Source organism: Streptomyces sp. NPDC012637, from assembly GCF_042954805.1.
In the GTDB taxonomy this organism is placed as follows: domain Bacteria; phylum Actinomycetota; class Actinomycetes; order Streptomycetales; family Streptomycetaceae; genus Streptomyces.
This window is the reverse complement of sequence record NZ_JBIBDS010000010.1, coordinates 91,196-104,809: the sequence shown is the minus strand read 5'-3', so window position 1 is coordinate 104,809 and position 13,614 is coordinate 91,196. Positions and strand designations below refer to the sequence as shown.

Annotated in this window: 8 protein-coding genes; 5 read left to right on the top strand and 3 right to left on the bottom strand. The window is 73.4% G+C overall.

From position 1 onward, the window contains the following. Positions 1-7: 7 nt before the first annotated feature. Positions 8-2,581, top strand: a complete 2,574-nt coding sequence (locus tag ACFY8W_RS33475; protein ID WP_391113625.1) for an SUKH-4 family immunity protein — start codon at positions 8-10, stop codon at positions 2,579-2,581. Positions 2,582-2,701: 120 nt separating this feature from the next. Further along, positions 2,702-3,634, top strand: a complete 933-nt coding sequence (locus tag ACFY8W_RS33470; protein ID WP_391113622.1) for a cellulose-binding protein — start codon at positions 2,702-2,704, stop codon at positions 3,632-3,634. Here the strand turns inward: ACFY8W_RS33470 and ACFY8W_RS33465 are convergent. Further along, positions 3,631-5,409 carry an MFS transporter gene (locus ACFY8W_RS33465; protein ID WP_391114206.1) on the bottom strand — a complete coding sequence of 593 codons (1,779 nt, stop codon included), beginning with the start codon at positions 5,407-5,409 and terminating at the stop codon, positions 3,631-3,633. The two genes, ACFY8W_RS33470 and ACFY8W_RS33465, sit on opposite strands and share 4 nt — an antisense overlap. Before the next feature lie 390 nt (positions 5,410-5,799). Between ACFY8W_RS33465 and ACFY8W_RS33460 the strand changes: the two genes are divergently transcribed. Both ACFY8W_RS33460 and ACFY8W_RS33455 read left to right on the top strand, forming a co-directional pair. Continuing rightward, the gene (locus ACFY8W_RS33460; RefSeq protein ID WP_391113620.1) at positions 5,800-6,639 is read left to right on the top strand and encodes an ATP-binding cassette domain-containing protein; all 840 of its coding nucleotides are present in this window, start codon (positions 5,800-5,802) and stop codon (positions 6,637-6,639) included. Then, positions 6,636-9,209 (top strand): FtsX-like permease family protein, encoded by a 2,574-nt coding sequence (locus tag ACFY8W_RS33455; protein WP_391113617.1) that lies wholly within the window; start codon positions 6,636-6,638, stop codon positions 9,207-9,209. The genes ACFY8W_RS33460 and ACFY8W_RS33455 overlap by 4 nt, the downstream gene beginning before the upstream one ends. A gap of 88 nt (positions 9,210-9,297) precedes the next feature. On the opposite strand, the gene ACFY8W_RS33450 is transcribed toward ACFY8W_RS33455, so the two are convergent. Both ACFY8W_RS33450 and ACFY8W_RS33445 read right to left on the bottom strand, forming a co-directional pair. Continuing rightward, positions 9,298-9,549, bottom strand: coding sequence for a type II toxin-antitoxin system RelE/ParE family toxin (locus tag ACFY8W_RS33450; protein WP_391113614.1), 252 nt, complete (start codon positions 9,547-9,549; stop codon positions 9,298-9,300). Next, on the bottom strand, positions 9,546-9,821 hold the full coding sequence (locus ACFY8W_RS33445; RefSeq protein WP_391113611.1) for a type II toxin-antitoxin system prevent-host-death family antitoxin: 276 nt from the start codon (positions 9,819-9,821) through the stop codon (positions 9,546-9,548). The genes ACFY8W_RS33450 and ACFY8W_RS33445 overlap by 4 nt, the downstream gene beginning before the upstream one ends. Before the next feature lie 141 nt (positions 9,822-9,962). On the opposite strand from ACFY8W_RS33445, the gene mfd reads away from it, so the two are divergent. Then, positions 9,963-13,505 (top strand): transcription-repair coupling factor, encoded by a 3,543-nt coding sequence (mfd, locus tag ACFY8W_RS33440; RefSeq protein ID WP_391113608.1) that lies wholly within the window; start codon positions 9,963-9,965, stop codon positions 13,503-13,505. The last annotated feature ends 109 nt before the right edge of the window (positions 13,506-13,614 follow it).

Below are 13,614 nucleotides of genomic sequence, written 5' to 3'. Positions count from 1 at the left end.
GCTGGCTGTGGTGACGTTCGCGCAGGCGCAGGAGCGCGCCGAGGAGTGGATCAACGGTGACGTGCCCGCGTATCTGCACCGTGAGGTGCGGGTGCGGGAGTTCGCGCTGGGTTTCGTGGTGTGGGCGGAGGACCGTGAGGAGGCGCCGACCCAGGACGGGGGCCGGCAGCGTCTGGTCATCGCGCGGGACAGCGGTGAGGCCACGCTGTGGCCGGGGCTGCCCGTGGGCGAGGTGATCCGCCGTTACGAGGAGGAGTACGGCGCGGCGGTCGAGGCGGCGGCTCCGGTTCCGGCGCAGTCGGCGCGGATCGACCTGAACCAGACGTCGTTCCTGCTGAGTCCGCCGGAGTGGCTGCAGGAGGCGGCGGACAGGATCGGTCTGCCGCCGGTGGAGTCGAACGCGTCTCAGGCGAGCGCGGACGCGTCGCCGGAGGATGCGTCGTCGACGCCGGTGGGCGGGATTCCGGTGCCGTCGGCGGGCGGGGTTCCGGCAGAGGCGTCGGCGTCGGCCTCGGGGCCGGGTGAGGCTTCCGTGTCGGGTGAGGTTTCGCTGCCGGGTGCGGCCGGGGATGTGGCTTCGGGTCCGGTGTCGGTGCCGAGCGCTCCGGAGTCAGGTCCGGTGCCGGTGCCGGGGGCGGCGTCGGATTCGGCGTCGGTGCCGGTTCCCGAGCACGTTCCGGCCGGGGCGCCGTCGGCGGACGCGTCCGACGCGCCGTGGGCGGTGCCGTCCGCTGCCGAGCCCGAGGCATCCGAGGCGCCTGCGGCGCCCGAGGTGGCTCCGGTCGGCGCGTCCGTCGACCATGAGCCGACCGCGAACGACGGTGTGCCCGCGCACACCCCGCCGAGCCCTCCGGCTCCTGCGGCCCCTCCTGTCCCGTCGAGCCCGTGGGCGGACGCCAACGCGAGTTCGGGCGGTGCCGACGGTGCCGTACCGCTGCCGGCGACGGTGTTCGCGCCGCCGCTGTCGGGTGCGGACGACGAGGACGCGCCGCCGCCGGTGGTGGGTGCGGACGCGCCCACGGCGCTGATGAAGGGCGGCAGCGCGCTGCCGGCGACCGCCATCGCCCCGCGGCTGAGCACGGACGGCACCTTCGGCCAGGGCGGCCCGGCGCTCCCGCCCCAGCCGCCGAACGCCCCGAACGCCTCGGCCGCCCCCGCGGGCCCTCCGGCGCCGCCCGCGCCGACGCCTCCGCCGGCCGTGCACCAGGCGGCGACGATGCTCGCGCGTCCGGACCAGATGGGTCCGGGCGGCCCGGGCGCCACTGGTGGTCCCGGTGCGCCGCCTCCGCCTCCGCCTCCGCCGGGTGTGCCCGGTGGCGGTACGCCTGCGGGCGGTGTCGCGCACGCCGCGACGATGCTGGCGCGTCCGGACCAGATGGGTCCGGCCGGTCCGGGTGCCCCGCCGCCTCCGCCTCCGCCGCCGGGTGTGCCCGGTGGCGCCACGCCTGCGGGCGGGATCGAGCACGCCGCGACGATGCTGGCCCAGCCGAGCCAGATGGGTGGTCCCGCCGGGCCGCCCCCGCCGCCGGGGCCGGTGCCCGCGCCCGTTCAGGCGCCGGTCGCGCCGCAGCCTCCCGCGTACGGCTACCCGCAGCCGCAGCCGTCGGGGCTGCCGACGGTGGGTCCGGGCTACCAGGCCGTGTTGCGCTACCGCGCCCCCGACGGGTCGGAGCAGCAGATCATCCGCCGCTCCGCGCCGGGCACTCCGCACCCCGAGTGGCAGATCCTGCACGAGCTGCGCGCCATGAACGTGCCGCCGCAGCAAGTGCTGGAGCTGCACACGGAGTTGGAGTCGTGCGAGCTGCCGGGCGGCTACTGCGCGCGGATGATCCGCGAGACCTGGCCGCAGGCGCGGATCACCAACATCGCGCCGTACGGCCGTGATCACGCGGGCCGCCAGCAGGGCATGCGTCAACTGCTGACCCACCAGGGCGAGTTGCACCAGGTCGCGGACGGCCCGGCGCGGCCCGCGCCGGTGCGGGCGCCGCTGCCGCAGGTGCAGCCGGCGCCGCCGCTGCCGCCGGACGGGGTGGCGCAGGAGCTGGCCGGTGCGTTCGGCCCGGGCATCCTGCGCTTCGACCAGCGCGCGGTGTCGCGGCAGGGCGTGCCGGAGCTGGTGGCGGTGACGCTCGTGTGGGCGGGTCTGCCCGCCGACTTCGGGCCGTTCTTCTGGGCGCAGCCGGCGATGCCGGTGGTGCCGACGCTGGCGGAGCTGGCGGCGCAGCGGCAGGTGCAGCCGGCGGCGGACGCGGGTTCGTACCTGGTGCTCGGTTCGGACTTCGGCCGGGCGATCTGTGTCCAGTACGGGACGGCGAACATCGTGGCCGTACCGGTGGAGGCGGGTCCGGGCGGGCAGTCGGTGCCGCCGCAGTTCGTGAACACCGGGCTGCCGGAGTTCGTGCGCTGCCTGGCGTTGCTCGGCCGGATGTGGCGGCTGCGGTTCGGGCTGAACCCGGAGCAGGCGGGCCGCTGGACGGTCGATTTCCAGACGCAGTTGGCGATGCTGGACCCGGCGGCGCTGGCGTCGCCGGAGAACTGGTGGTCGGTGCTGCTGGAGCAGATGTGGGACGGTCTGCTGTAACGGCCGGAGACGTAATGTGACGAAAGGCGCTCGACGTGTGTTCACGTCGGGCGCCTTTTGTCCGTTCTGATGCCGCATCCTTGATGTTTGAGGACATAAGGAGTCGAAGGGGCGTCAGGGATGAGTTTCTCCGTCGGATTCTCCGGAGGACGCGGGCGCGGCTACCGGCCCGAGCAGGTCGACCGCCACCTGGCCGCACTGTCCGCCGAGCGGGACGGTGCGTGGGAGCGGGCGGCGCGACTGACCGTCCTGGCCAAGGAGATGGAGGCGGAGGCCGCCCGGCTGCGCGAGGTGGTCGCCTCGCTCGCCCCGCAGCGCTACGAGTCCCTGGGCGAGCGGGCCCGCCGGATCCTGGAGCTGGCGGAGGCGGAGGACGAGACGCTGGTACGGGCCGCCGAGGCCGACGCACAGTCCCTCGCCGAGGCGGCGGACGCGGCCGGCAAGGAGGCGGCCGAGGCGGCGGAGGCGTACGCGCAGGGCGTGACCGCGGCGGCCGACGCGGCGGCGAAGGCGACCCTGAAGGAGGCCGCCGAGCGGGCCGAAGCGACCCTCACCGCCGCCCGCCGCGACGCCGAGGAGCAGCGCACCGCGGCCCGTACCGCCTTCGCGTCCGCCGAACGCGAGGCCGCGGCGCTGCTCGCGGAGCAGCACGAGGAGCAGTCGGCGGTACGGGACGAGGCCGAGCGCGCGGCGGCGGCGCGGCTCGCCGGGCAGCGGGCCCGGCACGACGAGCTCTTCGAACGGGCGGAGGCGGTCCGCGCCGAGGCCGAGCGGGCGCTCGCCGAGACGGAGGAGGCCGCCCGGCACGGCCAGGAGGACGCCGAGGCGGAGGCGGCGGAACTGCTCGCCGCGGCGCGGCTGCGCCAGGAGCGGATCGAGCGCGAGACGGAGCGGGTGCTGCGCGAGCACGACGAGGCCCGCGACGAGATCCACTCCCACATGGAGCACATCCGCTCCTCACTGGCCGCCCTCACGGGCCGCGTCACCGGCCCTGACCCGAAGGGCCCGAAAGACGCGCAGGACGCGGAGCTTCCGGCGGAGGACGGCGACTAGTAGGGCTTCTCCGGAGCAGCCTCAGGCGCCGACGCCGACGCCGACGCCGACGCCGACGCCGACGCCGACGCCGACGCTCCCGGATCCCGGCCCCGGTCCTTGTCCTTGTCCTTGTCCTTGTCCGGATCCTGGTCCTGGTCCTGCTCCAGGACCGGGAAGCGGCGCGGGGCGATCGTGAGCAGCACGAGCAGGGCGAGGGCGGCGGCGCCGGCCGCGCCCAGGTAGACGTAGTCGACGGCCGTGTCGACCGCGCGGCGCAGGTGGTCGGCGGCCGGCCCGGTGAGCGCGCCCGGTGTCTCCAGGGCGCGGACCAGGCCGTCCAGGTCGCCCCTGCCGTCACCTGCCCCGCCGCCGACGCGGGCGGCGAGGACGCCGTTGGCGACGGCGCCGAACAGGGCGGCGCCGACGCTCTGGCCGACCTGGCGGACGAAGAGCACCGAGGCGGTGGTCGTGCCCCGTTCCTCGTACGGGACGGTCGACTGGACGCCGACGATCAGCGGCAGCTGGAAGAAGCCCAGGGCCCCGCCGAGCAGCAGCATCAGCAGGGCGGGCTGCCAGGGCTCGCCCGGGAACGGCAGCAGCGGGAAGGCCAGCAGGACCAGGAGGGCGAGGCCCATGCCGAGCAGGGCGGTCTGCCGGAAGCCGATGCGGCTGTAGACCCGGTTGGAGAGCGCGGCCGTGACCGGCCAGCTCAGGGTCATGGCGGAGAGCACGAAGCCGGCCGCGATCGGACCGAGGCCGAGCACGGCCTGGGCGTAGGTGGGAAGGAAGACGGTCGGCGCGACCATGAGCAGGCCGAGCGCGCCGAGGGCCAGGTTGACCGCGGCGATGGTGCGGCGGCGCCAGACCCAGCCCGGGATGATCGGTTCGGCGGCCCGCCGTTCCACGACGACCGTGACGGCGGCGAGCACCGCGGCCCCGCCGAACAGGCCGAGGGACGGCACCGAGAGCCACGGCCAGGCGACACCGCCCTGGACCAGGGCGGTGAGGAGGAGCGTTCCGGAGGCGAAGACGCCGAGGGCTCCGGCCCAGTCGACGGACACGCGGGGCTTCTTGGCCCGTGCGCCGCCGTCACCCCGGCCGCTGCCGCGCGCGCTCCGGCCGCCGGGCACGCCCTGGTCGCCCCGTACGCCCTGGTCGCCGGGCACGCCCTGCTCACCCCGTACGCCTCGGCCGCCGGGCACGCCCTGGTCGCCGCGTACGCCCCGGTCGCCGAGGTCGCCGCCGTCGCCGGGATCCTTCCGTACGGCAGTGGCGCCCGGTTCCACCAGGTAGCGGGCGATCAGCCACAGGGCCGCCGCTCCGACCGGCAGGTTGACCAGGAAGATCCAGCGCCAGTCCGCGTAGCCGGCGAGCAGGCCGCCGGCCGCCGGGCCGGCCACGGCCGAGGTGGCCCAGACCGAGGAGAGCCGGGCCTGGATGCGGGGACGTTCCTTCAGTGGGTAGAGGTCGGCGGCGATCGTCTGGACGGTGCCCTGGAGCGCGCCGCCGCCGAGGCCCTGGACCACGCGGAAGGCGATGAGCGAGCCCATGTTCCACGCGGACGCGCACAGCACCGAGCCGACGAGGAAGAGCACGATGCCCGCGATCAGGACGGGCTTGCGGCCGAAGGTGTCGCTGAGCTTGCCGTACACCGGCAGGGTCACGGTCACGGCGAGGAGGTAGCCGGAGAACAGCCAGGAGAAGACGGACAGGCCGCCGAGGTCGCCGACGATCTGCGGCACGGCGGTGGACACGATCGTGCCGTCCAGCGCGGCGAGCGCCATGCCCAGCATCAGCGCGGCGACGACGGGTCCGCGCCGGGTGGTGTCCGAATTCGGCGGTGCCGTCGCTCTCGTGGTCGCCTCGGACACCCCTGACCCCTCTCCCCATCCTGACGGATGCTTCGTACATCTAAGTGCGCCCGGGTCAGCCTCTCACCCGTACCAGGGTCGGAGGAACCCCTAGGGGCTTCTCCCCCATTCAGCCCAGGGGTGCTTCGTACCGGCGGAGGACGAGACGAGGCCCCTCGCGTCCTTAGCTTGTTCTTACGGGCTCGGCCCCGAGGGCGCCCCTGCGGATAACCCCAGGACGAAGAGTGCGCCTGGCACCAGTGCCACGGCCCCGGCCCGGCCACCAGACTCGAACGCGTCACCACCCGCGTACGACGACATAGGAGACATACCGTGACTTCGGCTGTGACCATCCCCAGGCACGGGGACGAAGGGGAAGGCGCGGCGCGGAGCGCCTCGACGAGGGGCGGCGGTCGGGCGGCGGGAGGGAGGACGGCCGTCGCCGCGCGGGCACGGCAGGTCGTCAAGGCCTACGGGTCCGGCGAGACCCGGGTGGTCGCGCTCGACCACGTCGACGTGGACATCGCACGCGGGCAGTTCACCGCCATCATGGGGCCGTCCGGCTCCGGCAAGTCCACGCTCATGCACTGCCTCGCCGGGCTCGACACCGTGACCGCCGGGCAGATCTTCCTCGACGAGACCGAGATCACCGCGCTGAAGGACAAGAAGCTCACCCGGCTCCGGCGCGACCGGATCGGCTTCGTCTTCCAGGCCTTCAACCTGCTGCCCACGCTCGACGCGCTCGAGAACATCACGCTGCCCATGGACATCGCGGGCCGCAAGCCCGACCAGGAGTGGCTGCGGCGGGTCGTCGAGACCGTCGGCCTCGGCGGGCGCCTCGGGCACCGGCCCAACCAGCTCTCCGGCGGGCAGCAGCAGCGCGTCGCCGTGGCCCGCGCGCTCGCCGCCCGGCCCGAGATCATCTTCGGTGACGAGCCGACCGGAAACCTCGACTCGCGGGCCGGGGCCGAAGTCCTGGGCTTCCTGCGGCAGTCGGTCGACGAGCTGGGCCAGACCATCGTCATGGTCACCCACGACCCCGTCGCCGCCTCCTATGCCGACCGCGTGCTCTACCTCGCCGACGGCCGGATCGTCGACGAGATGCACCGGCCGACGGCCGAGGCCGTCCTCGACCGCATGAAGGACTTCGACGCGCGGGGGCGGACGTCGTGACCGTGCTCAAGACCTCCCTGCGCAACTTCTTCGCGCACAAGGGCCGCATGGCGCTCTCCGCCGTCGCGGTCCTGCTGTCGGTCGCCTTCGTCTCGGGCACCCTGGTGTTCAGCGACACCATGACCACCACCTTCGACAAGCTCTTCGCCACCACCGCGTCCGACGTCTCCGTCAGCCCGAAGGACGCCGCCGCGAACGACGAGGTGCCGCAGACCGGCCGTCCCGCGGTCCTGCCCGCCGCCCTCGTCGAGCGGGTCCGGGCGGTCGAGGGCGCCCGTAACGTCCAGGGCGGCGTCGTCTCGATGTCCGTCACCGTCGTCGACTCCCGCAACGAGAACGTCGGCCCCACGTCCGGCGCCCCGACCATCGCGGGCAACTGGACGCCGAACGAGCTGCGTTCGGTCGAGATCACCTCCGGCCACGAACCCCGGGGCCCCACCGAGGTCCTGGTCGACGCCGGAACCGCCGGGAAGCACCACCTGGAGATCGGCGACGAGCTGCGCACCATCGCCGTCACCGGCGACTTCACGGCGAGGATCTCCGGCATCGCCGAGTTCAAGGTCACCAATCCCGGCGCCACCCTCGTCTGGTTCGACACCGCCACCGCCCAGCGTGAACTTCTCGGCAAGGAAGGCCTGTTCACCCAGATCACGGCCGACGCCGCGCCCGGTGTCAGCGACGAGGAGCTGAAGGCGGCCGTCGCGGCCGGGATCGGCCCCGGCTACAAGCTGCAGACCGCGGCCGAGGCCACCGACGCCGGCCGCGAGGACCTCGCGGGCTTCCTCGACGTCATGAAGTACGCGATGCTCGGCTTCGCCGGGATCGCCTTCCTCGTCGGCATCTTCCTCATCGTCAACACCTTCTCCATGCTGGTCGCGCAGCGAACCCGCGAGATCGGCCTCATGCGGGCCATCGGGTCGAGCCGCCGCCAGATCAACCGTTCCGTCCTCGTCGAGGCCCTGCTGCTCGGCGTCGTCGGCTCGGTCGCCGGTGTCGCGAGCGGCGTCGGCCTCGCCGTCGGACTGATGAAGCTCATGTCCTCGATGGGCATGGAGCTGTCCACGCAGGACCTCACCGTCCGCTGGACGACGCCCGTCGTCGGCATCGTCCTCGGTGTCGTCGTCACCGTCCTCGCCGCGTTCGTCCCGGCCCGCCGGGCCTCCAAGGTCTCCCCGATGGCCGCGCTGCGCGACGCGGGCACACCCGCCGACGGCAAGGCCGGTCTGGTGCGCGGCGTCCTCGGTCTCGTCCTCACCGGCGCCGGCGCCGCGGCGCTGTGGGCCGCGACCCAGGCCGAGAAGGCCGGCGCGGGCTCCCTGTGGCTGGGCCTCGGCGTGGTCGTGTCGCTGCTCGGCTTCGTCGTCGTCGGCCCGCTGCTGTCCGGCGCGGTCGTCCGCGTCCTCGGACTCGTCGTCCTCCGGGTCTTCGGGCCCGTCGGCCGCATGGCCGAACGCAACGCGCTGCGCAACCCGCGCCGTACCGGAGCCACCGGAGCCGCGCTGATGATCGGGCTCGCGCTGGTCGCCGCCCTGTCGGTGGTGGGCTCCTCGATGGTCGCCTCGGCGACCGAGGAACTCGACCGGTCCGTGGGCGCCGACTTCATCGTGCAGTCCGCCAACGGCCAGCCGGTCGTGCCGCAGGCGCAGGCCGCGGTCGAGAAGGCCGCCGGCCTCGACCACGTCACCGAGTACCGGTGGCTCGACGCGACCGTCACCGATCCGCGCGGCAAGGCCGAGAAGACCGGTCTCGTCGCCGCCGACCCGACGTACGCGAAGGACGTCCGGCGCGACACCACCGGCGGAACGCTCTCCGAGGCGTACGGGCCGGACGCCATGTCCGTCGGCAGCGACTACGCGGCAGCGCACGGCGTGAAGGTCGGCGACCGGCTCACCGTGGCCTTCGCGGGCGGCGGACGGGCGGTGCTGCGGGTCGCGGCGATCACCTCCGACGCGAACAACATCGACAAGGGCGTGAAGTACACGAACCTCGCGACCGCCGAGCGGTACGTGCCGGCGGAGCGGATGCCCAAGAGCATGATCGTCTTCGCTACGGCGAAGGACGGTCAGGAGGCGGCCGCCTACCGGTCCCTCAAGGACGCCCTCAAGCCGTACCCGCAGTACAAGGTCGCCGACCAGGCCGACTACAAGAAGGACCTGCAGGACCAGGTCGGCCAGCTCCTGAACATGGTGTACGGCCTGCTGGCCCTGGCGATCGTCGTCGCGGTCCTCGGCGTCGTGAACACGCTGGCCCTGTCGGTCGTCGAGCGGACCCGCGAGATCGGCCTCATGCGCGCCATCGGCCTCTCGCGCCGCCAGCTGCGCCGCATGATCCGCCTGGAGTCGGTCGTCATCGCCCTCTTCGGCGCGCTCCTCGGCCTCGGCCTGGGCCTGGGCTGGGGCACGGCCGCCCAGAAGCTCCTCGCCCTCGAGGGCCTGGGCGTCCTGGAGATCCCCTGGCCGACGATCACGGCGGTCTTCGTCGGCTCGGCCTTCGTGGGCCTCTTCGCGGCCCTCGTCCCGGCCTTCAGGGCGGGCCGGATGAACGTCCTGAACGCGATCGCGAGCGAGTAGCGCACAGGGCCCGCGAGCGGGCGGGAAGCGCGGGCGCCGGAACGGGGGTGGGCGCCCGCCAGGGGGACGGGCCGGGCCCGGCCCGTGGTCATGGTGTGCGACCGAGGTGGAGCACCATGACCGTGACGGTCGCCTCGGTGATCTCGTACATGACGCGGTATCGGCCGACGTGCATCCGCCGGAGGCCGGGCGAGCCGTACTCGGAGGTACCTGCGGGGCGGGGGTTGTCGGCGAGGAGGTCCGTCGCCGCGAACACCTGGCGCAACCCGTCGGGGTCGTCCACCAGGAATTTGGCAGCGGTATCGAGGGCCGGCTCGTCCCATAAGACGGTGCAGGTCAAGACCGCGCCAGGCCCAGACGTGCACGAGCCTCGTCCTGAGGGATGCCGACGACCGCGCCTTCGGCCTGGCGGGCCCGGTACCGGGCCAGCGCCAGCTCGTCCTCCAGGTCCGCCAGCCGCTGCTCCAGCTCGGCCAGCTCCGTCGGGTTGATGAAGACGGCCGCGGCCTGGCCGTGGTCCGTGATGGTGATGCGTTCGCGGGCGTGCGCCGTCCGGCGGACAAGCGAGCCGAACTGTGCACGGGCCTCGGTGATGGGGAACGTGGCACTCATGTACAGAACTGTACGGTCGGGGTCGTGTCGTGGCGATCCCACGAAGGGGTGACCGTCACCGCGTCGTCGTAGGCTGGAGGCCCCGGCCCGTGAGACGTGTCGGGCCGTTCGCGTTGCCCACCTTCGCCGGGATGGACCCCCATGAGCCTGCACGGTCTGCTGGACGTCGTCGTCAAGGACGCCGCACTCACCGAGGCGGTCAAGGCCGCCACGGACGGCAATCGCCACCACGTCGACCTCGTCGGCCCTCCGGCGGCACGCCCCTTCGCCGTGGCCGCCCTGGCCCGTGAGGCGAACCGGCCCGTGCTCGCGGTGACCGCCACCGGGCGGGAGGCCGAGGACCTGGCCGCCGCCCTGCGCTCCCTCCTCGACCCGGACACGGTCGTCGACTACCCGTCCTGGGAGACGCTGCCGCACGAGCGGCTCTCGCCCCGCTCCGACACCGTCGGCCGCCGCCTCGCCGTGCTCCGGCGCCTCGCCCACCCGTCCGCCGACGACCCGGCCGCCGGCCCCGTCAGCGTCGTCGTCGCGCCCATCCGCTCCGTGCTCCAGCCGCAGGTCAAGGGCCTCGGCGACCTGGAGCCCGTGGCCCTCAGGAGCGGCCAGACCGCCGACCTCGAGGAGATCGTCGCCGGGCTCGCCGCCGCCGCGTACTCCCGGGTCGAGCTCGTCGAGAAGCGCGGCGAGTTCGCCGTCCGCGGCGGCATCCTGGACGTCTTCCCGCCCACCGAGGAACACCCGCTCCGCATCGAGTTCTGGGGCGACGACGTCGAGGAGATCCGTTACTTCAAGGTCGCCGACCAGCGCTCCCTCGAGGTCGCCGAGCACGGCCTGTGGGCGCCGCCCTGCCGCGAGCTGCTGCTCACCGACGACGTGCGTGCCCGCGCGCGGGCACTCGCCGAGGCCCACCCCGAGCTCGGCGAGCTCCTCGACAAGATCGCCGAGGGCATCGCCGTCGAGGGCATGGAATCCCTCGCACCCGTCCTCGTCGACGACATGGAGCTGCTCCTCGACGTCCTGCCCGCCGGCTCCATGGCCGTGGTCTGCGACCCGGAGCGGGTCCGTACCCGCGCCGCCGACCTGGTGGCGACCAGCCAGGAGTTCCTGCAGGCCTCCTGGGCGGCGACGGCCGGCGGCGGCGAGGCCCCGATCGACGTCGGCGCCGCCTCGCTGTGGGGCATCGCGGACGTACGGGACCGGGCACGCGAGCTCGGCATGATGTGGTGGACGGTGTCGCCGTTCGCCGCCGACGAGACCGGCGCGACCATCGACGACGCCGACGCCCTCAGGCTCGGGATGCACGCCCCCGAGTCGTACCGCGGCGACACCGCCCGCGCGCTCGCCGACACCAAGGGCTGGCTGGCCGACGGCTGGCGCGCGGTCTACGTGACGGAGGCCCACGGCCCGGCGGCCCGCACCGTCGAGGTCCTCGGCGGCGAGGGCATCGCCGCCCGGCTCGACGCCGATCTGGCCGACATCTCCCCGTCCCTGGTCCACGTCGCCTGCGGCGCGATCGACCACGGCTTCGTCGACGAGAACCTCAAGGTGGCCGTCCTCACCGAGACCGACCTGTCGGGGCAGAAGGCCGCCGGCAAGGACGGCCAGCGGATGCCGGCCAAGCGCCGCAAGACGATCGACCCGCTGACCCTGGAGGCCGGCGACTACATCGTCCACGAGCAGCACGGCGTCGGCCGCTACATCGAGATGGTGCAGCGGACGGTGCAGGGCGCCACCCGCGAGTACCTGCTCGTCGAGTACGCCCCCGCCAAGCGCGGCCAGCCCGGCGACCGCCTCTACATCCCCACCGACCAGCTGGAGCAGGTCACCAAGTACGTGGGCGGCGAGGCCCCGACGCTGCACCGGCTCGGCGGCGCGGACTGGACGAAGACGAAGGCCCGCGCGAAGAAGGCGGTCAAGGAGATCGCCGCGGACCTGATCAAGCTGTACAGCGCGCGCATGGCCGCGCCCGGCCACGCCTTCGGGCCCGACACCCCGTGGCAGCGGGAGCTGGAGGACGCCTTCCCGTACGCGGAGACGCCCGACCAGCTGTCGACGATCGCCGAGGTGAAGGAGGACATGGAGAAGTCGGTCCCGATGGACCGGCTGATCTGCGGCGACGTCGGCTACGGCAAGACGGAGATCGCGGTCAGGGCCGCCTTCAAGGCGGTCCAGGACGGCAAGCAGGTCGCCGTCCTCGTCCCCACGACCCTGCTCGTCCAGCAGCACTTCGGCACGTTCAGCGACCGCTACGGCCAGTTCCCGGTCAACGTCCGCGCCCTGTCCCGCTTCCAGACGGACACCGAGGCGAAGGCGACGCTGGAGGGCCTGAAGGAGGGCTCCGTCGACGTCGTCATCGGCACCCACCGCCTGTTCTCGTCCGAGACGAAGTTCAAGGACCTGGGCCTGGTCATCGTCGACGAGGAGCAGCGCTTCGGCGTCGAGCACAAGGAGCAGCTGAAGAAGCTCCGCGCCAACGTCGACGTCCTGACCATGTCGGCCACGCCCATCCCCCGCACCCTGGAGATGGCGGTCACGGGGATCCGCGAGATGTCCACGATCACCACGCCGCCGGAGGAGCGGCACCCGGTCCTCACCTTCGTCGGACCGTACGAGGAGAAGCAGATCGGCGCGGCGATCCGCCGCGAACTGCTGCGCGAGGGCCAGGTCTTCTACATCCACAACCGGGTCGAGTCGATCGACCGCGCCGCGGCCCGCCTCCGCGAGATCGTCCCGGAGGCGCGGATCGCGACCGCGCACGGCCAGATGTCCGAGCAGGCCCTGGAGCAGGTCGTCGTCGACTTCTGGGAGAAGAAGTTCGACGTCCTCGTCTCGACGACGATCGTCGAGTCCGGCATCGACATCTCCAACGCCAACACCCTGATCGTCGAGCGCGGCGACAACTTCGGCCTCTCGCAGCTGCACCAGCTGCGCGGGCGCGTCGGCCGTGGCCGCGAGCGCGGCTACGCCTACTTCCTCTACCCGCCGGAGAAGCCGCTCACGGAGACGGCCCACGAGCGCCTCGCGACCATCGCCCAGCACACCGAGATGGGCGCCGGCATGTACGTGGCGATGAAGGACCTGGAGATCCGCGGCGCGGGCAACCTGCTCGGCGGCGAGCAGTCCGGCCACATCGCGGGCGTCGGCTTCGACCTGTACGTGCGGATGGTCGGCGAGGCCGTCGCGGACTACCGGGCCTCGCTGGAGGGCGGCGTGGAGGAGGAGCCGCCGCTGGAGGTCAAGATCGAGCTGCCGGTCGACGCGCACGTCCCGCACGACTACGCGCCGGGCGAGCGGCTGCGCCTCCAGGCGTACCGGGCCATCGCCTCCGCCAACTCGGAGGACGACATCAGGGCCGTACGGGAGGAACTCACCGACCGCTACGGCAAGCTCCCCGAACCGGTCGAGAACCTGCTCCTCGTCGCCGGTCTGCGCATGCTGGCCCGCGCCTGCGGCGTCGGCGAGATCGTCCTCCAGGGCCCCAACATCCGCTTCGCCCCGGTGGAACTGCGCGAGTCGCAGGAACTGCGCCTGAAGCGCCTGTACCCGCGCACGGTCATCAAGCCGGCGGTCCACCAGATCCTGGTGCCGCGGCCGACGAGCGGGAAGATCGGAGGGAAGCCGGTGGTGGGGCGCGAACTGCTGGCGTGGACGGGGGAGTTCCTGGCGGAGATCCTGGGATCCTGATGCGTCGCGCGTTCCCCGTCCGGCAGCATGTGGTCCATGCCGGACGGGGGCGGGGGGACGCGACGAGACGAGCGTGGCTGACCGGGGCCTGTCGGCGGCCTCGGCCCGC